The organism is Acinetobacter sp. CIP-A165, assembly GCF_000367985.1.
Taxonomy (GTDB): Bacteria; Pseudomonadota; Gammaproteobacteria; order Pseudomonadales; family Moraxellaceae; genus Acinetobacter.
In genome coordinates, this window is record NZ_KB849202.1 from 635610 (window position 1) to 655766 (window position 20157).

At 40.0% G+C, this 20157-nt stretch carries 17 protein-coding genes; 10 read left to right on the forward strand and 7 right to left on the reverse strand.

Annotation, left to right across the window (positions count from 1 at the left end):
• Positions 1 to 33: 33 nt before the first annotated feature.
• The 3 genes from F991_RS08500 to F991_RS08510 are packed head-to-tail and all read left to right on the forward strand — an operon-like array spanning position 34 to position 3716.
• Positions 34 to 1605, forward strand: coding sequence for a DUF2271 domain-containing protein (locus F991_RS08500; RefSeq protein ID WP_004670595.1), 1572 nt, complete (start codon positions 34 to 36; stop codon positions 1603 to 1605).
• Positions 1606 to 1639: 34 nt separating this feature from the next.
• Positions 1640 to 2230, forward strand: coding sequence for a PepSY-associated TM helix domain-containing protein (locus F991_RS08505; protein ID WP_004670596.1), 591 nt, complete (start codon positions 1640 to 1642; stop codon positions 2228 to 2230).
• Positions 2231 to 2240: 10 nt separating this feature from the next.
• A complete protein-coding gene (locus tag F991_RS08510; RefSeq protein ID WP_004670597.1) occupies positions 2241 to 3716 on the forward strand; it encodes a sulfite reductase subunit alpha in 1476 nt (491 codons plus the stop codon).
• Between the two features lie 17 nt (positions 3717 to 3733).
• Here F991_RS08510 and F991_RS08515 read toward each other — a convergent pair whose 3' ends face one another.
• The 3 genes from F991_RS08515 to F991_RS08525 all read right to left on the reverse strand — a co-directional run bounded on the left by F991_RS08515 (position 3734) and on the right by F991_RS08525 (position 6686).
• A complete protein-coding gene (locus tag F991_RS08515; RefSeq protein WP_004670598.1) occupies positions 3734 to 3955 on the reverse strand; it encodes a DUF6500 family protein in 222 nt (73 codons plus the stop codon).
• Positions 3956 to 4173: 218 nt separating this feature from the next.
• A complete protein-coding gene (locus F991_RS08520) occupies positions 4174 to 6234 on the reverse strand; it encodes a TonB-dependent receptor plug domain-containing protein (protein ID WP_004670599.1) in 2061 nt (686 codons plus the stop codon).
• A 179-nt stretch (positions 6235 to 6413) separates the two neighbouring features.
• Positions 6414 to 6686: a hypothetical protein gene (locus F991_RS08525; protein ID WP_004670600.1), complete on the reverse strand. Its 273-nt coding sequence runs from the start codon at positions 6684 to 6686 to the stop codon at positions 6414 to 6416.
• 319 nt (positions 6687 to 7005) lie between these two features.
• On the opposite strand from F991_RS08525, the gene F991_RS08530 reads away from it, so the two are divergent.
• The 4 genes from F991_RS08530 to F991_RS08545 all read left to right on the forward strand — a co-directional run bounded on the left by F991_RS08530 (position 7006) and on the right by F991_RS08545 (position 12483).
• On the forward strand, positions 7006 to 9201 hold the full coding sequence (locus F991_RS08530) for a TonB-dependent receptor (protein WP_004670601.1): 2196 nt from the start codon (positions 7006 to 7008) through the stop codon (positions 9199 to 9201).
• Positions 9202 to 9527: 326 nt separating this feature from the next.
• Complete coding sequence (locus tag F991_RS08535; protein WP_004670602.1) at positions 9528 to 9713, forward strand: hypothetical protein; 186 nt, start codon at positions 9528 to 9530, stop codon at positions 9711 to 9713.
• A 325-nt stretch (positions 9714 to 10038) separates the two neighbouring features.
• Positions 10039 to 11358, forward strand: a complete 1320-nt coding sequence (locus tag F991_RS08540) for an NCS2 family permease (RefSeq protein WP_004670603.1) — start codon at positions 10039 to 10041, stop codon at positions 11356 to 11358.
• Between the two features lie 126 nt (positions 11359 to 11484).
• Positions 11485 to 12483 carry an adenosine deaminase gene (locus tag F991_RS08545; RefSeq protein WP_004670604.1) on the forward strand — a complete coding sequence of 333 codons (999 nt, stop codon included), beginning with the start codon at positions 11485 to 11487 and terminating at the stop codon, positions 12481 to 12483.
• A gap of 42 nt (positions 12484 to 12525) precedes the next feature.
• On the opposite strand, the gene F991_RS08550 is transcribed toward F991_RS08545, so the two are convergent.
• Positions 12526 to 13080, reverse strand: a complete 555-nt coding sequence (locus F991_RS08550) for a cytochrome b (RefSeq protein WP_004670605.1) — start codon at positions 13078 to 13080, stop codon at positions 12526 to 12528.
• 221 nt (positions 13081 to 13301) lie between these two features.
• Between F991_RS08550 and F991_RS08555 the strand changes: the two genes are divergently transcribed.
• Both F991_RS08555 and rnhB read left to right on the forward strand, forming a co-directional pair.
• The gene (locus tag F991_RS08555) at positions 13302 to 13682 is read left to right on the forward strand and encodes a hypothetical protein (protein ID WP_004670606.1); all 381 of its coding nucleotides are present in this window, start codon (positions 13302 to 13304) and stop codon (positions 13680 to 13682) included.
• Positions 13683 to 13722: 40 nt separating this feature from the next.
• Positions 13723 to 14292, forward strand: a complete 570-nt coding sequence (rnhB, locus tag F991_RS08560) for a ribonuclease HII (RefSeq protein WP_004670607.1) — start codon at positions 13723 to 13725, stop codon at positions 14290 to 14292.
• Positions 14293 to 14368: 76 nt separating this feature from the next.
• Here rnhB and csrA read toward each other — a convergent pair whose 3' ends face one another.
• The 3 genes from csrA to alaS form a co-directional block, all read right to left on the reverse strand.
• Complete coding sequence (gene csrA / locus F991_RS08565) at positions 14369 to 14638, reverse strand: carbon storage regulator CsrA (protein WP_004670608.1); 270 nt, start codon at positions 14636 to 14638, stop codon at positions 14369 to 14371.
• Positions 14639 to 14874: 236 nt separating this feature from the next.
• Positions 14875 to 16155, reverse strand: coding sequence for an aspartate kinase (locus tag F991_RS08570; protein ID WP_004670609.1), 1281 nt, complete (start codon positions 16153 to 16155; stop codon positions 14875 to 14877).
• Positions 16156 to 16218: 63 nt separating this feature from the next.
• A complete protein-coding gene (gene alaS / locus F991_RS08575) occupies positions 16219 to 18906 on the reverse strand; it encodes an alanine--tRNA ligase (protein ID WP_171063430.1) in 2688 nt (895 codons plus the stop codon).
• A gap of 223 nt (positions 18907 to 19129) precedes the next feature.
• Between alaS and F991_RS08580 the strand changes: the two genes are divergently transcribed.
• Positions 19130 to 20152: a type I glyceraldehyde-3-phosphate dehydrogenase gene (locus F991_RS08580; protein WP_004670611.1), complete on the forward strand. Its 1023-nt coding sequence runs from the start codon at positions 19130 to 19132 to the stop codon at positions 20150 to 20152.
• Positions 20153 to 20157: the final 5 nt, after the last annotated feature.

Sequence of the window (20157 nt, forward strand, 5' to 3'; positions counted from 1 at the left end):
ATATTATTTTTACTAAATTTTGGAGTTAAAGTTATGTCATCAGGTGCTGTATTACTTCGTCCAATCAATTTGGTTTTTCGTTTATCTCCACTGATGGCCGCGATGGCAATAATGGCTTCTCCAGTACAGGCGACTATACCAACAGTTGATTCAGCAATCGCACCACCGAGCATCGCTACAGATGCACAAGCTGCAAGCTATCAGTTTCACCAAGATCATGTTTTAGGAACGTCATTGGATGTGATCGTGACGACATCGGAACAAGCTGATGCTGAAAAAGCTTTGCAAGTCATTCAAGCAGAAATTGCTCGACTCGATCAAATTTTATCGGTGTGGCGTGATGATAGTGAAATTAGCCAATTAAATCGTGAGCAAACTATTTCTGCTTCATCCGAACTTTATGATGTGATTGCTGCTTGTGAGCAATGGCGTAGTGCAACCTGTGGTGGTTTTGATGCACGCTTAGGGCAGTTGATCCAACTTTGGGAGCAGAGTAATGATGTAAAGCGTCTCGATCTCGATACGCAAGAAACCTTGCTACAGCAACTTAAAACACAAAGTATCGAATTAAATTCACAAACCAAGCAAATCACAACAAGTTCAGCGATCAAAATCGTCCCAGATGCTTATGCCAAAGGTTATGTGATCGACCGCGCTTTAATTGCGGCAAAGAAAGCAGTGCCACATTTACAAGGTATCTTGATTGATATTGGTGGGGATATGCGTGTTTGGGGACAATCGCCAAACCAAACAGGTTGGAAAATTGGTATACAAGATCCAAATGAACATTTTGATAATGCAGCACCCGCGCAAATTCTAAATATTAAAGATCAAGCGGTCGCGTTTAGTGGTCAAGGCTATCGCCAACTTGCGGGACAGTCTCACTTAGTCAATCCGCAAACAGGTATGCCCGTGCAGCAGGTCGAACAATGTGTTGTTGTCGGACAGTGTGCAGCGGATGCAGATGCCTTAGCCACGGCATTGACGGCAATGACCCCACATGACGGCATGCAGTTGATTGAGCAGTTGGTCGGTTATGAGGCACAGCTTGTAACGCGTGATGGTACACATTATCAAAGTACAGGTTGGTCATCTTTGTTAGATGCAAATCAACCAGCAGTGATGCGTCATGTTGCTTCAAGCGGTGAGGCGACTGCTTGGCCAAAAGGTTATCAAGCGCAGTTAGAGGTGAATATTCCTAAGCTCGCGGTTGAGAAATATCGAGCGCCTTATGTTTCGATTTGGGTGACAGATACCGATAAAAAATTGGTTCGTACGCTTGCAGTATGGGGCAATGATGAAAAATGGATCAACTCTAATTATGTGTGGTGGCGTCGTTATGGTCGTCAAATGACAAATCTTGATGCAGTCGCAAAACCATCACGTCAACCAGGACAATACCGTTTGGCTTGGGATGGTAAAGATGATCAAGGAAAAGTGGTTAAGGCTGGACAGTATGTGATTCACATCGAAACTTCACGCGAACATGGTGATCGTTCTTATCAAACTTTTGAACTGGATGTTGCACCAAAAGCAGTGAACAAAACACTACCAGCTCAAACTGAAATTGGTACGCTTAAACTAAATTTCCAACGTGGTGCTTAAATCTATTCACCACTAAATCAATGGGGCTTGTCTCTTGTATCAACGCCGTGATTTTTACCGCCATGCACGTTATGTGCATGGTTGGCTCTCCGCATTTGCCTTTATTGCGCTTATTTTCTTCTCCGTTACGGGTTTGTTATTAAATCATCCAGAGTGGTTTAAACCAGCACAACAGGAACAAAGTAACACCATTATTTTACCTGAACAGTTAATGCGGACGGTTGCGGAGCAAGAAAACCCAACGCAAACGCTTTTGGATTATTTACGCCAACAACAGTCTTTGGTTGGGAGATATCAAAGCAGTGAAATATTAGACGGAGAAGTGATGATTCGTCTCGATAGTCCTGCGGGTTCGACTGATATTTGGGTGCTATTGGATACTGCCGAAGCTGAGATCACGATGAAGCCAGCATCTACTGTTTCATTGTTAAATGATTTACATCGCGGTAAGAATGTAGGCGCGGGTTGGAGCTGGTTAATTGACATCAGTGCGGTGATCATCGTGTTGTTGTCATTGGCTGGATATATCCTGTTTTTAACCTTAAAAACCCGATTATTGACACATCTGACGCTTACAGCGGTGAGTTTGGCACTGATTACCCTCCTGATCTGGTCAGCGGTTTAAGGGGCGCAATATGACTCAGCCATTATTTTTGGTGATTTGTGCATTACTGTTTTTATTGCTAGTGCATATATTTATTATCATTTATTTATTTTGGCGGCAGTTTAGCCAACGTATTGATACTGACATCAATGCACAACAATATTTGGTGGTTTATGCCAGTCAAACTGGACAAGCTGAGGCTTGGGCAAAACATACCGCTGAACAATTAAAAATCATTCATGAAGAAAAAGTTGAGTTGCTGGATATCCAACAACTCAACCAGCAACACTTGCAACAGCCGAGTACGATATTGTGGGTGGTGAGCACTTATGGCGAGGGTGATGCACCAGATACTGCACAAAATTTTGTGCATAAAATTCTGAATCAGTCCTTAGATCTATCGTATTTGTCTTTTGCAGTTTTGGCATTTGGAGATAAACGCTATTCGAATTTTTGTCAGTTTGGGCAGAGAATTGAACAATGGCTATTGCAGCATAATGCACAAGCATTATTTCCTACCGTATTGGTAGATCAACTCAATAGCGATGATCTAGAACAATGGTTAATTGGTTTAGAGCAACTCACCTCAACCACGTTTACCTCGATAGCACTTGATAAAGAAATGCTTGCCTTCAAATTTGCCCATCGGCAATGTCTAAATACGGGAACTGTTGGTGAAGCAATTTATAAAGTTCAATTGATTGCTGATCGGAATATATCTTGGTCATCGGGTGATATTTTGGAAATCCAATGTGAAAATGACATCACCGAGATTCAACATTTTTTAGACACTCAGCGGCAGGAACACTCAGATGATTTGGTTGCCAAACTAGGAAGATTAAATTTAAGAAAACTTCCTGCGCGAACAGGCCTTTCGTTGCTAGAGTGGATTGCACAATTCGAAGTATTGCCCAAGCGTGAGTATTCAATTGCAAGTTTACCTGAACAAGGTTTAGTTGAATTGGTGGTGAGACAACAAAAAACTGAAACAGGTTTGGGCTTAGGTTCAGGCTGGTTAACGGTTGGACTGGAACAAAATCAACCTGTTCACGCATCGATACGAAATAACCCAAGTTTCCATTTACAGCAGGATGACAAGCCCATAATTTTGATTGGCAATGGTACGGGTATCGCTGGTTTAGTTGCGCATTTGCGTCAAAGAGAACACTGGGGTTACAAGAAAAACTGGCTCATTTTTGGTGAAAGACAACAGCAATTTGATCATTTATATCAGACGGAGATTGCGTACTGGCAGCAGCATGGTTACTTGCCACACGTGGATTATGCCTTTTCGCGTGATCAGACAGAAAAAATCTATGTGCAAGATCGTTTAAGGCAACAATCATCTCGTTTACAAGAGTGGATAGCACAGGGAGCGCTGATCTACGTCTGCGGTAGTTTAAAAGGGATGGCAAGCGGTGTAGATCAAGTGCTCGAAGAACTTCTGGGTACTGAGCAGTTGCAACAACTTAAACGGGAACAGCGTTATTTGCGTGATGTTTATTAAAGATTATCCTTTAGACTTTAAGGCGTTTGCTCAGAGATCAGCGCTTTGATTTTTGTGGCTTTCTCAAAATGATCTAATTTATGTTCCATAATCCACCAATACGCTGCTTCCATCAAGCGTTCAGGGTCATCATTTTTATTGGCGAAAAAAGCATAGAAAGATAGCCCAACATTACTGCCTTTTTTCTCAATTTTTTCATCACAAATTTTCAGGATTCGCGTTTTAAGTTCAGCTCTCATTTTTTCTCTTTGTTTTGTTAATGCATTAAATTTCAACTGTATTTGTACATAATAACAGTCATGCTGCAAACGGTCATTCAGCTATTGTTTATTTTCCATGAGATAAACACACATCCTATCTATTTCTTCAATATAAGTAGGAGGAAAAAAGCCAACGACAAAGGTCATTGGCTTTTTATGAGACGATGTTCGGTTTATGTCAATAGACCCTAGGGATATTAAAACTTCTTTTCGAGTGTGAATTGATAGCTAGGAACACTCTCATTGGTTCTAGCTTGATAGAGACGACCATCAGATTGATGAGTTAAACGTTCTTTAGCATCTGTGCTGAGTACGTTATTTAGGTTTAAACTGGCTGCCCAACCCTCTGTAAAGCGTTTGGTTGCACTGAGATTCAGGCTAAAACGTTGATTGGTGGTTCGATCATAAGGTTGACCATCTAAAGCGCGTGTAAATTCTGGTGTGTAGCTGATATTGAAGCTGCTCGAAACTTGCCAAGGTTTGAAACTATGCGATAAACCTGCGCTGGCGTTGTATGGTGCCACATCACTGACGAGACGCTCTTTGCGTTGCCCATCTTCAATTTTGGCGCGGATGGTGGAGATTTGCCCGTTGAGCATAAGTGCATGACCTGCTTCAGTTTGTTTTAGGGCATAACGAGCAGAAAGCTCAGCACCATAGGTGGTGGCCTCATCTTGGTTTTGTGGACGCTCGACATAGCGAGTATTTTCCAGCGCAATGACTTTTTCGATATAGTCTTTAATTTGACGATGGTACGCTGTTAAGCTTACACCGCCACTGGCAGAATCATAAGCAAGCGTTGATTCAACGGCGCGTACTTTTTCTGCTTTGAGATTTGGATTGCCACCACGATCAGGGTTGTTTAATGAGCCTGCATCACTATCTGTCGAAACAGTGACGGTAGGAATCAAACGGTCTGATTTGGGGCTACGGAAAGCCTGACTTAAATTGGTTTGAATTGCCCACTGATCATTGAGGCTCAAGCGATAAGCAATTACAGGACTTAAATGTTGATCTTGATAATCAACCAAACCTGAACGATTTAACCATTCTTGCCTTGCGCCTAAGGTAATCGTTTGACGATCAGTCAGCCGCCAGCTTCCTTCGCCATAAACTGCATAACGTTGTTCGTCTAGGCTTGGGCTGACATTGCTATCGAGTTCATTAAAACGTGAATCAAAGCCAAATTTGATTTGACGATTTGCATCCAGTTTTCTTAGGCCATCATAAGCCAGACCATATTCATGTATGGTTTCGTCCGTATAAATTCGGCTTTGAGTGGAGCGAGTTAGCTGAGTTTCTGTTTGGCGTTCTACAGATAAGCGAATTTTATCACTGAACTCTTTATCTTTACGTTCATAGCGGGTATTTAGGCGGATACTGTCATTTTTATCATCTTGGGTTTGATTTGCTGAGTATCCTTGCATTTTGATGTTGCGATAAAATAACTCGGCAATGATTTTTTGTTGGTCATCGAGATCATATTGTAGACGAGGCGAAAACATTTGCATGCTGCGATTTATCGTACGTAGGTTTTCACGAGTTCCTGTTTCAGATTCGACTTTTGAGACTGAAGTATTATCGATCCACATTTGATTGGCAGAGAAACTATAAGACCATTGGTTTTCACGACCATCTGCTTGGATGTTGATTTGCTTTCGTTCAGATTGTTGCTGACCACTGTCGCGCAGACCATAACCTAGCTTGACCGTACCATTTAAGCGCGTATTCAGTGGTTCTTTTAAAATAATATTAATGACCGCTGAAGAGGCGACTGAAGATTGAGCTACACTTGGTTGCTTTATAACCTCGATACGCTCAATCATTTCAGGCGTAATCGTGTCAATAACTGACATACCACCACGTGGTCCGCCTTGTACAGGTTCACCATTAATCAAAAATGTTGGCGCACCACCCCCACGAAAACGCATACCAGAAGCGCCACCTCCACCGCGAGGACCGTGCCCTGTTGGGAGTTGAAAGCCCGCCGCTCGACGTAAAGCATCCATCACAGATTGATCACCATATTGGAGCATTTCTTCACGACTGATAATGGTTTTGGGAACTGCACTTATATCGTCGTCTTGTTGTTTTTTGGTATCTACAGTGGCGTTGATGCGCAGGGTTGGCAGTACGTGAGTTGCTGCTTCAACGGGAGTCGCAGAGGGATCAACATCATTTGCAAAAAGTGGGGAACTCATGCCAATTAGTGCAGAACTGAGAACACTCAATTTTCCATAATCGCGTGGATGCTTCATTTTCAATACCCCAAAGAAGAACAGATCAAATTGTTTTGTGTAGCTTAATGTAAGATTGTGTAGAAAAATGGAATATTGGATGGATAAACATTTGAATTCATCATTTTTACATGCATAAAAAAGTTGGGGTACAAAAAATGTGCCCCAACCAAGATTAATTAGAAATAAATAGTTAAGTTTTAATCGTCATCTGTAAGATCACGCCCGCCAGATAAAATCTCTTTTCCTAAATGTCCAAGTTGTTCGAGTGGGGTTTCTGGTGGAGGCGTAGGCGTGTGTTCTTCTAATAAATGTTTTTCTTTAATGTATTTCAATTCTTCTTCACTAACTTTGGGTGGAGGATTAAATTCTCCCCATCTACCAAAATGGATGTTACCTTCAAATGTTTCAGCCTGATCTGTGGGTTGTAAATCTTCATTCGATTGAGATGGATCATTTTGATTATTGGTCATTTTATAATTCCTTAATAATAGATATTTTTATTTTATCAATGTCTTATCACATGTCTTTTATTGAAATAAGCAATGGAGTGATCTAGACCAAATTACTTTAGCAAATTTTTTAAACTAGAAAACATCAACAAACATAAAAATACAAATCTAGTCTTTTAGTGTTCATCGGATTTTTAATCTTTAATGGGTAAAAAATAACCCATAGATTGAAAATTAATACGAAAGTTGGTGAAAATGAGAATTATTTTTATTAAAATTGTATCGTTTTTTTAATCTTTATTTTTTTAATTTTTCGTCTGAACTGTTTTTTGGAATTTTTATGAAATCTTCACATTTAGGCTTGTATCGAAAGCCTATTTTTAAGTTTACTTTGCTCAGTATGATGATGCTGCAAGTGCAATATGCAATTGCAAATGAACAAACTGCGGTGATGCCGACCATTAAAATTGAGGCGATGAGTGAGCTTGATCCGATCAAAAGTTATATTGATTATGATCAGGCGAGTGTGACGCGTAATGGGTTAAAGAAGAAAGATATACCTCAAACCATTGATACGATCGATGTTCAGAAATATAAAATCTATGGTGCAAATGATTTAAGCGTGATGCTACAAGGTACGCCAGGTGTATCAACGACATATGATACTCGCGGTGACGGTATTATGATTCGTGGATTCAGTGCTGATACCAGTGATATCTACCGTAATGGTGTACGCGAAGGGGGGCAAGTTCGTCGTAGTACTGCCAATGTAGAACGTATTGAGATTCTAAAAGGCCCAGCTTCTGTGTTGTATGGGCGTGGAGCAGGTGGCGGTGTAGTAAATATGGTGACTAAGTTCGCCAATTTCGACTCTAAAAGTTCTGTGGGTATCTTTGGCGGTTCTTATGACAATATTGGGGGTACCTTAGATATCAATCAAGTGGTGAATGATAATTGGGCGGTACGTTTAGTTGGTGAAAAATCTGATACCAATAGCTTCCGTTCGGGTATTGGCACAAAACAATCTATGTTTTCACCCAGTGTGACTTATCGCAGTGATGATGAGAAGTTGTTATGGACTACAGAGTATACCTATGACAAATTAGATCGTATTCCTGATCGTGGTCCATCATTTTCGGTATTAAGTCGTTTCCCTGAAAATATTTTAAGAGAAACGGGCTTTGCAACAGCATCAGATTTTATCGTTGATGAATTACAAACGGTACGTACCGATCTAAAATATGAATTTGCACCAGATTGGAAATTTCATTGGGCATTGAGCTATCGTCAAGCTAATCAAGATTTCGATAATTTCTTTGGTGGAAGTTATTGTACTGATGATACGAAAGGGTGCAAACTTGGCTATATCAAGCAATCATATGCTTGGCAAGAAACCATGAATAAGACCACGACAAATACCTTTGATATTACGGGCAAGTTTAATACGGGTAAATTAGAACATCAGGTAATGGTGGGGGCTGATTGGTCACATGAAGATCGTGAGCCGAAGTTAGGTAATTATTCAAGTCAAGATAAAGCTGGATTGCACTATCAATTAATTAATCCTTATAACTCAAAAGATTATATAACTTCATTTGATCGTAGCAAAGGACGACCACAAGAGACATCTTATACCCATCAAAATAATGATAGTTTGGCATTTTTTGTACAGGATCTTATCTCGTTAACACCGACATTAAAGATGATGCTGGGCGCACGATATGACCAATATGAGGTGAAAACTCGTAATGCTTTTACAGGATCTGAAACATACGGTGATTCTGTAAAAATTAATGCTGAAACATTTAGCCCGAATGTTGGTTTTGTTTGGCAGCCAGTTGATAATCAAAGTTTTTATACTTCTTATAGTAAGAGTTTTGCTCCATTTGGGGGAAGTGTTGGAGTTTCGCCATTTACAAGTGGGGGTGTTGACTTAACAGTATTCAATGCTGAACCGCAATATAATGAGCAATACGAAATTGGTGTAAAAAGTGATTGGTTGAATAACCGTCTAAACACACAATTCTCGGTATTTGATATCCGTAAGAAAAACATTCGTTACCGTCCTGATGCAGATAAGCATCCATCGGTGTATGCTGTTGGCGGCGAGCATCAATCTAAGGGTGCAGAGTTTAGCTTTATTGGTCGTGTACTTGACAATGTATTTGTACGTGGTGGCTATGGTTATACTGATGCCAAGGTGAAACAAGATAAAGCAAAGTCTGAAAATGTGGGGAATTACTTAGCAAACACAGCTAAAAATACTGGTAATTTATTCATTCGTTATCTACCTGTTGAAAATATTTATACGGAAGTTGGTGCAACTTATAATGGTTCTCTTTACACCAATATTTCCAATAACCCAGATACAAAACTTGATGGTTGGATGCGTTTAGATGCTGCGGTTGGTTACAAAGGTGAGCATTGGGGTGCAACTTTAGCTGTGAGTAATCTTACAGATAAAGTGTATTGGAGATCGAACACAATGCCGGGAACACCTCGCAACTTCTTGGTGCGTTTAAATTACCAATTCTAATAAGTTAATTTAATGCTATTAAAGAGCAGTTTTGATTAAGCAAAGCTGCTCTTTTTAATATGTAACAGCGTATAAGTAGGGGAAGACATCGGGTATTGTTCACTCAAATTGAAGTGTTAAAGAATTTACACTATATGTTGTTGAAAATACTAAATATATAAATTAAACATCAAGTTTCATATTTTTAAAAGCATAATGATAAATTCGAAAAAAATATTGTGAATTACATTGTAATTACGTTTATTTCGCCATTTATCCTTAAAAAAGTAGAATATTTTACATTCTTTGCTAATCTTAAAGAAAACGGTGAAGCAGAGATAATAATAATGAAGATCGTACTTATACTATTACTTATATTTTCTATCGGTATCTTGGGCTATTCAACACATGTAGATGCCCAAACAAAAAAACGCCAAGAGCTTATGAAAGTTGTTCATGATGCTGAGCATAGTTTGAATGAAATTCAGCATAGCCCACATACAAATTTACCCACACTGAAACAGAGTCATTGATGTCTGAATATCATGATGCTTAGACGGTCCAATTTGATGCATTTCAGCTTGTGATCAAATATTTTTTTAATTTTCGATTCGCAAGTTTTCAATAGAATCTGTTAAAATATTTACCATTAAATAAAAAGCTGCATATTTGTTATGCAGCTTTTTATATTTTTAATTGCGGAATTCGATTTATCCAAGTTTTAGATGTAACACGTATCAAGCTGGCATATAGATTGCTTTTAGCTTTGTATACCTTTTGGTTTAAATTCAAAAAATATTTGAAACACAAAGGTATAGATTTCATCTCCTACGATCCTAGATTTTAACAGGTGCTATTATGGCAATGCCTAATGCTTCGGCTGGTTTGTTAGAACGCTTATTTAAACTAAGTGAAAACAAAACCAACTTTAGAACAGAAGTTCTAGCAGGTGTAACTACATTTTTGACCATGTGTTACATCATTATTGTAAATCCAATGATTCTTTCTGAAACAGGAATGGATCATGGTGCCGTATTTGTTGCTACCTGTTTGGCTGCTGCAATTGGCTGTTTAGTGATGGGGTTGATTGCAAACTATCCAATTGCGCTCGCACCTGGTATGGGGTTGAATGCTTATTTTACCTATTCTGTTTGTTTAGGTATGGGCGTTCCTTGGGAAACTGCTTTAGCAGCGGTGTTTATTTCGGGGATTGTATTCTTAGCAATTAGCTTTATGAAGATTCGGGAAGCGATTGTGAACGCGATCCCGATGTCATTGAAGTTAGCGATTGGTGGCGGTATTGGTTTATTCCTTGCCTTAATCGCACTAAAAAATGCAGGTATTATTGTTGATAATCCAGCAACTTTGGTGGCTTTAGGTGATATTAAACAACCCTCTGTATTGTTGGCTTTATTTGGCTTTTTAATGATTGTGGTATTACACCAGTTCAAAATTCGTGGTGCGATCATTATCAGTATTTTAGTGATCACTGCGATAGCCACTGCTTTGGGCCTAAATGAATTTAAAGGTGTTGTTGGTCAAGTTCCATCTCTAGCGCCGACATTCATGCAAATGGACTTTGAGGGCTTGTTTACTGCCAGCATGATCGGCGTTATTTTCGTATTTTTCATTGTCGATCTATTTGACAGTACGGGAACTTTGGTGGGGGTTTCTCATCGCGCTGGTTTATTGAAAGATGGTAAGTTACCGCGTTTGAAAAAGGCATTGTTTGCTGATTCTTCTGCAATTGTTGCAGGTGCAGCATTAGGGACATCTTCAACTACCCCTTATATCGAATCTGCTTCTGGCGTTGCTGCGGGTGGTCGTACAGGTTTAACGGCTGTCGTGGTTGCGGTATTATTTGTTGGATGTTTATTTCTAGCACCGCTTGCGCAATCTGTACCAGGTTTTGCGACCGCACCTGCATTGTTATTTATTGGCGTATTAATGATTCAGGGTATCACTCATATCGATTGGGATGATATTACTGAGGCTGTTCCAGCATTTTTAACCATCGTATTTATGCCATTTACCTATTCAATCGCGGATGGGATTGCAATGGGCTTTATCAGCTATGCATTGGTGAAACTACTTACGGGCAAGGCGAAAACAGTCCCTTATATGGTTTGGATTATCGCTGCGCTTTGGGTATTTAAGTTTGCGGTGTTTGGCGGTTAAGCTTAGTATTTTTTTTACATTCTCTTTTTGAGCTGTTTTCATTGCAGCTCATCCTTCAAAGAGAATCATAAAAAAGGGGTGTACCCATTTTGGCAACACCCTTTTTTCTTTAGACGTGGAGTTAATATGAATCAAGTCGAGCTGATTCGTGCTTTACCCAAAGCCGAGTTGCATGTGCATATTGAAGGGACTTTTGAACCAGAACTGATGTTTGCAATTGCACAGCGTAATCAGATTCAGATTCCTTACCAATCTGTTGAGGAAGTGAAGCAAGCTTATAACTTCCATAATCTTCAATCTTTTCTAGATATTTATTATGCAGGCGCAAATGTGCTTGTGCATGAACAAGATTTTTATGATCTTGCTTGGGCATATTTTGAAAAATGTGCAGAAGATCGTGTGGTTCATACAGAAATGTTTTTTGACCCGCAAACACACACTGAACGTGGTATTGAATTTGCGACTGTCATTGCAGGTTTGAAGCGTGCTTGTACTGATGCGAAAGCAAAGTTAGGGATTAGTTCTCAACTGATCATGTGCTTTTTGCGTCATTTAAGTGAAGAGAAAGCTTTTGAGACACTTGAGCAAGCATTGCCCTTCAAAGATGACATTATCGCAATTGGACTAGATTCAAGTGAAGTCGGGCATCCGCCAGCAAAATTTGAGCGGGTATTCGCTAAAGCGCGCGAAGCAGGTTTCTTGATTGTTGCACATGCAGGTGAGGAAGGTCCGCCAGAATATATCTGGGAAGCTTTGGACTTGCTCAAGGTAAACCGTATTGATCATGGGGTACGTTCTGAAGAAGATGAGCAACTCATGGCACGCTTAATTGCTGAAAAGATGCCTTTAACGGTTTGCCCGCTCAGCAATTTAAAATTGTGTGTGGTCAATGATATGAAAGAACACAATATCCGCCGTTTATTGCAAAAGGGCGTACATGTGACCGTGAACTCGGATGATCCTTCGTATTTCGGTGGTTATATGAATGATAATTTCTTTGCCATTCAACAGGCTTTGGATTTAAGCCATGATGAATTAAAACAACTTGCCATCAACTCTTTTGAGGCTTCATTTATTTCTGATGAAGATAAGCAAAAGTGGATCACTGAAGTAAAGAAAATATAAGTTAAAAAAACCGCGTAATGCGGTTTTTTTTATGATCAAAATTTATTTCGGACGACGTATCATACTCAGTAATACATTATCTTTATCAATAAAATGATGTTTAATCGCTGCTAAGGCATGCCCAACAATCAGTAAGCCCGCAAACCAAGATATGTAAATATGTAAGGGTTTAACGATTGCCAGAAGCTCTGGATTATCTTGTACTAAACGTGGTATTTCAAATAAATATAAAACTGGAGCTGGATGTCCAGCGCTCCAACTAAACAAACAACCGGTAATCGGTAAAGCCAAAAGCATTAAGTAAAGTAAGAAATGTCCAACATGCGCCAACCTTTTCATCGTCGGTGACATGGTGTTTGGTAATTGTGGAACGGGATGGGTGTAGCGCCAAAAAATACGAATGGCAACTAAGAAGATAATTGTAGTTGCAATATTCTTATGCAGTGTAATCACGCTTCCTTTAAAACTACCATCAACGTCATAGCTGAGAAAATTACCACTATAAAAGCCGATAAGCCAAGCGATAATAAAAATGGCAGCCATGAGCCAATGCAAAACTTGTGCTGTGCGTGTGTAGTATTGTGCTGAGGTTGACATCGCAACATCCTAGCTGTGATATATGAGTGATTTGATTTTAAATATCGCTATTTATTCCGCATACAGTGTATCTGTAACAGAGCGTATTATGCTTGGAACGGTCAAGCTAAAATGGATAAAGTATAACTGTTATATTATGTAAAGATAACTTTGAGTCATATCATAAAGTTTGGCATTTAGGCACAATACGCCTGCCAAAAATTTAGATACAGGTTAAAAATATGAAAAAGTTGGTATTGGTTATTGCTCCCGTTGTTTTAGCATTTGCAGGATGTGCTGCGACAGATACAAATAATACAGCGACGACTTCGCAGCAGCTTGGTGTGGCAGCACTCAAAGTTGCTGTAAATGCAAAATGTTTAAATGAAATCAATAATGTTGCAGCATGCAAGACAGCAACACGTTTTATGACCACAGAACAGCGTAATGATATTCAAACCAATGTTTGTGGCTGTGTCAGTGATAAAGCGCCAGAGAGTGTTACTACTTTTGAGTTGGCAACGGCTGCAATTGATCCATCAGCACGAGCAACGATTGTAAATAAAGTCGTTTCTGAAACTGTGAACGCATGTGTGAATGAAGCTTTGAAGCAAGCTAAATAATAGATCAGGCTGAGTCATCAGCCTTTTTGAGAGTTTAAATATGTTTGTTGCTGGTGTCGATGAAGCAGGGCGCGGACCTTTGGTAGGTTCTGTCGTTGCTGCTGCTGTGATTTTAGATCCGAATAAACCGATTGAGGGTTTAAATGACTCTAAAAAATTGACTGAAAAAAAGCGTGAAAAGCTTTTTTTAGAGATTCAGGAAAAGGCGATTGCATGGTCGATCGCTGAAGCAAACCATCTTGAAATTGATGAGTTTAATATTTTACAAGCCACTTTTTTGGCGATGCGTCGAGCAGTTGAAACATTAGAGACGCAACCTATAAAAGTTATTGTGGATGGTAATCAAATTCCGAAAGGAATCACGATTCCATGTGAAGCCATCGTGGGTGGAGATGCCAGTCATGCTGAAATCAGCGCCGCGAGTATTTTGGCGAAAGTCACCCGTGATCGCCAAATGCATCTCTTAGATCAGCAATATCCTGATTATGGTTTTGCCAAGCATAAAGGCTATCCAACCAAAGCGCATTTTGAAGCAATTGCTGCGCATGGTGTTATTGAGCAACATCGCCGTAGTTACGGGCCTGTGAAAAAAGCCTTGGGTCTAGCATGAATTAAAAACAGGTCGTTTAAAAAAATTAAAGCGACTCAGATGAGTCGCTTTAATTTTATGAGAAGAGTTTTTCATATCAACGATTAAAATTATTATGTTGAGTGAAATCGGTAGCATTTTCTTCTTCATAAGAAGGATATTGATAGTCTTGATCAAGATGTTGTAAATGCTCATGCATGGCACGTTCATGTTGGATACGTTGGTAAATTTCCTCACGATGCACAGAAACTTCTTTTGGAGCATTTACACCAATACGCACCTGATTGCCTTTTACGCCAAGCACAGTAACACTGACTTGATCCCCAATCATTAATGTTTCTCCGACACGACGGGTCATAATCAGCATGTTTATCTCCTTGCTAAACGCTTAAAACTTGCGACAGGGAATTCATTATTTGAAAGCACAGCCTAATATACAGAAAATTCTAACAAAAATATGTAAAAAAATTTATTTCGTAAGTTTTGTGAGAACTTTCTTAAAAACCTCAAGGCTAATATAACAGAGCCACTATAAAAAAAACTATAGTGGCTCTGTTTTTTTTACTATTTACATGAAAGTAAATATGTTTAACGAGCTAATAATTAAGCACGTACACTGCTTTCGCCATGTTCACGGTCTAAACCAAAAGCTGTATGTAAACAACGAACTGCTAACTCAAGGTAGTTTTCTTCGATGATGACAGAAACTTTTATTTCTGATGTAGAAATCATGAGAATATTAATGCTTTCTTCAGCCAATGCTGTGAACATTTTGCTCGCAACGCCAGCATGAGAGCGCATGCCAACACCAACGATAGATACTTTAACAATATCATCACGTGTTACAACTTCACATCCTTCAATGCTACTTGCTGTTTGATCTAAAATCGCTTTTGCTTTCGCTAGATCATTACGGTTCACGGTAAACGTAAAATCAGTTGTTCCATCTTCTTCTACATTTTGGATAATCATATCCACTTCGATATTGGCATTACTGATCGGCGACAAGATTTTAGACGCAATACCTGGTTCGTCAGGAACACCCAAAATCGTTAATTTTGCTTCGTCACGGTTAAATGCAATACCTGCGATGATTGGTTGTTCCATATCGTCTTCTGCCTCAGTGGTAATTAGTGTGCCTACATTTTGTTTGAATTCTTCATCAAAAATACCATCATCATCATTGTCAAAACTAGATAATACACGCAATGGAACTTGATATTTACCTGCGAATTCAACAGAGCGAATTTGTAAAACTTTTGAGCCTAAAGATGCCATTTCCAGCATTTCTTCAAAAGAAATACGATCAATTTTCTTAGCTTTAGGTGCAACACGCGGGTCAGTGGTATAAACACCATCGACATCCGTGTAAATCTGACATTCATCTGCTTTTAATGCAGCAGCAAGCGCGACACCAGAGGTATCTGAACCACCGCGACCTAAAGTTGTGGTATTGCCTTTGGCATCGAAGCCCTGAAAGCCCGCAACAACCAATACACGACCAGCGTCTAAATCTTCGGTCATGATATCTGTGTCAATTGATTCGATACGTGCTTTGGTAAATGCGCTGTCAGTTTTAATACCAACTTGACGACCAGTATATGATTTAGCGTCTACACCAATGGAATTTAGTGCCATAGCTAACATGGAAATCGTTACTTGTTCACCCGTTGACACCATTTGATCTAGTTCGCGTGGGTCAGGGGTGCTGGTAATGGCCTTTGCAAGCGCAAGTAAGCGGTTAGTTTCACCACTCATTGCAGACACAACCACAACCACTTTGTGACCGTGATCATGCCAACGCTTGACACGACGAGCAACATTTAAGATGCGCTCAGGAGTACCCATCGAAGTACCGCCATATTTTTGAACGATTAAAGCCATAGTTATTCCATATAAGCCATGACCCTGAATGGCATCAGGGTCAGTTACACAAAAGTGAAGTTCTTATTGATCAAGCCAAGCAGGCAGTGCTGCAATCACTTGATCAAACTTCTCGTTTAGTGGCGCGCCACCTTGTGCTAAGTCAGGTTTGCCACCACCTTTGCCACCTAGCTCTTGAGCCAAGTGTTTGATGATGTCACCTGCTTTTAGATGTGCAGCATGTTGTTTAGCGACAGAGGCGATTAAACTCACTTTATCACCATCAACGCCAGCTAAAATAATGACTGCATCTTCCAATTTTGATTTTACGCTGTCATGCAAATTGCGTAATGATTTTGCATCCAAGCCTTTTACCGTGGTAATTAGTGTTTGACGACCTGCAATCTCTTTCACTTGATCAAGTAAATCAGCGGCTTGGAAGCTTGCTAATTTTTGATTTAATTGCTCGATTTGCTTTTGCAAAGCTGAAGCAGTTTCAGCAATTGCTTCAACTTTTTCTACAGTTTGATCTTTTTGTGCTTTTAACAAGCTATTGATCGTTTGAATATCAGCATCTGCTTTCTGAATAACATCAAGTGCTTGAGTACCAGTCACAGCTTCAATACGACGAATACCTGCTGCAACACCGCCTTCAGATGTGATTTTGAATAAACCAATATCACCTGTGCGCTTCACGTGGATACCACCACAAAGTTCGATTGAGAAATTCTTTTCATCAATCACAGAACCCATCGAAAGTACACGAACTTCGTCACCATACTTTTCACCAAAAAGCATCATTGCACCTTTTGATTTGGCAGATTCAATATCCAGAAGTTCAGTGCTTACTGGTGTGTTGGCAATCACCTCAGCATTGACCAAACGCTCAATCTGTTGCAATTGTTCAAATGAAACGGGCTGATCATTGGCAAAGTCAAAACGTAAAATGTCGCTGGCAACCAGAGAACCTTTTTGCTGTACGTGTGAACCTAAGATCTGACGTAAAGCAGCATGTAACAAGTGCGTTGCAGAGTGGTTACGCGCAGTCGCATCACGAATATCTGCTTTAACTGTTGCTTCAACATTCTGAGTTGCTTTGAGGCTACCTACAGTCACGATACCTTGATGCACAAATGCACCACCAGATTTCTTGGTATCTTGAACTTCGAAGATGCCCGTATCGTTTTTGAAGATACCTGTATCACCAATCTGACCGCCGCTTTCCGCATAGAAAGGGGTTTGGTTTAAAACGATCAGTGCTTCATCGCCTTCATTGATTTCATCAACTTGAACGCCATCTTTGTAGAGTGCAACAATTTGACCTTGACCTTGTGTTGCATCATAGCCATCAAATTGTGTTTCACCTTCAACTTTAACAATGCTGTTATAGTCAACTGCGAATTTGCCAGCATCACGCGCACGTTGGCGTTGTGCTGCCATCTCTACTTCAAAACCTACTTCATCAATCGTCAGGTCACGCTCACGCGCAATATCAGCGGTTAAGTCAGTCGGGAAACCATAGGTATCATAAAGTTTAAATACAGTTTCACCCGCAATCACATTACCTTTAAGTTGAACAAGTTCAGCTTCTAATAACTTCAAACCTTGCTCAAGTGTTTTCGCAAATTGTTCTTCTTCACGAATCAATGTCGCTTCGATCACGTCTTTACGAGCAGCAAGTTCAGGATAAGCTTCGCCCATGGCTTCAATGAGCGGTTGCAACATTTTGTAGAAGAATGTACCCGTTGCGCCTAATTTGTTGCCGTGACGGACAGCACGACGAATAATACGACGGAGTACATAACCACGACCTTCATTTGAAGGGTTTACGCCATCAGCAATCAAGAAGCAGCAAGAACGAGCATGATCAGCTACGACTTTCAGTGAAGCAGGGTATTCAACTTTTGTCCCTTTCTCATTTGCTTCAGCTTCGATGGCAGTGGTATCGAAACCAATAATATCTGCAGCAGCTTTTAATAAGTGTTGGAACAGGTCAATTTCATAGTTTGAGTTGACGTGTTGTAGTACAGCAGAGATACGCTCCAAGCCCATACCTGTATCGACAGAAGGTGCCGGAAGAGGGTGCATCACACCATCCGCAGTGCGGTTGAACTGCATGAATACGTTGTTCCAGATTTCGATGAAACGGTCGCCATCTTCTTCAGGTGTACCCGGTAAACCGCCCCAAATATGATCGCCATGATCATAGAAAATTTCTGAACAAGGACCACAAGGACCTGTATCACCCATTGCCCAGAAGTTATCTGAAGAAAATTTTGTGCCTTTATCACCAATACGGATAATACGCTCAGGAGCTAAGCCAATTTCTTTATTCCAAATATCAAAGGCTTCATCATCAGTATGATAAACCGTGACATATAAACGATCTTTAGGCAATGCTAACCATTGTTCACTGGTTAAGAAATCCCAAGCAAACTTCAATGCATCGCGTTTGAAATAATCACCAAAAGAGAAGTTACCTAACATTTCAAAGAAGGTATGGTGACGTGCGGTGTAACCGACATTATCAAGGTCGTTATGCTTGCCGCCAGCGCGTACACATTTTTGTGACGAAACTGCACGGATATAATCGCGCTTTTCTAAGCCTAAGAAACAGTCTTTAAACTGGTTCATACCAGCATTGGTGAATAGCAAAGTTGGGTCGTTGGCGGGAACAAGTGAACTCGAAGCGACACGTGTATGCCCTTGCGATTCAAAGTAACGCAAAAATGCTTCACGGATTTCAGCGGATGTCATAAAACGAGTACTCACAACCAAGCGTCCATAATTTTGAAAGTGCTAAATTATAACGGAAATTACCTGTGCAACCAACGATTTTACAAGCAATATCATATAAAACTGTGATTAAGCTAAAAATCTATATTCAACAACGCTGTTCATGTTTTACCATAGACAAGTCTGATGACACTTTATACATAAAGTATTCACAGATATTGATACACAAAGATGATGTTTTTATGAATAAGGGTTCTACATGCAACGTATCGCGATTAATGGATTTGGCAGAATTGGTCGGAATGTATTACGTGCATGGTTTGAAAACCCTAAACAATTTCAATTTGAAATCGTTGCAATTAACGATATTGCTGACGTACAAACTTTAGTCCATTTATTTAAATATGACACCACGCATGGACGATTTGCGGGTCAGGTCGAAATTCAGATTGAAAATGAACAGATTTTTCTAAATATTCAATCCAACCAACGTCAGCTAAAACTACAAGTCTTTAAACAGGCACAGCCAGAATTGCTGCCGTGGACGAATCTAGAAATAGATGTGGTGCTTGAGTGTACGGGTTTGTTCCGTTCCAGAGCGGATGCAACGCGTCACATAGAGGCGGGGGCAAAACGAGTCATTATTGGAGCTGCTCCGTTTGATTCTGTGGATGCTGCAATTGTCTATGGCGTCAATCATGCCGAAGTTAAAGCCACCGACCAAATTATTTCCAGTGTGTCTTGTACCACTCAAGCGCTCGTGCCATTGGTCAAAATTATCGATGATGCATTTGGTATTGAAACGGCATTAATGACTGAAATCCATGCGGTGACAGCAGATCAATCAGTACTTGATCATGCACATCGGGATTTACGCCGTGCGCGTGCAGCGGGACAAAATATTATCCCAACAACTTCTAGTGCATTGGGCGCACTCAAACGAGTCATGCCAAAGATGGAAAATCGAATCGATGGCTATTCGATCCGTGTACCGACGATTAATGTGGCAGCGATTGATTTAACCTTTGTTTCACACGCGCCGATTACTGTGCATAAAGTCAATGAAGTATTAAAAAAAGCAGCACAATTTGATTATGCACAGATTATGCAAGTTACGGATGAAGACCTTGTATCAAGTGACTTTAATCATTCACCTTATTCTTTAATTGTTGATTTGACTCAGACAATAGTTGTCGGTCATCAAGCGAAAGTTTTTGCGTGGTATGATAATGAATGGGGCTATGCAAATCGTTTACTTGATTTATGTGAATCATTTGTGTGAATGAT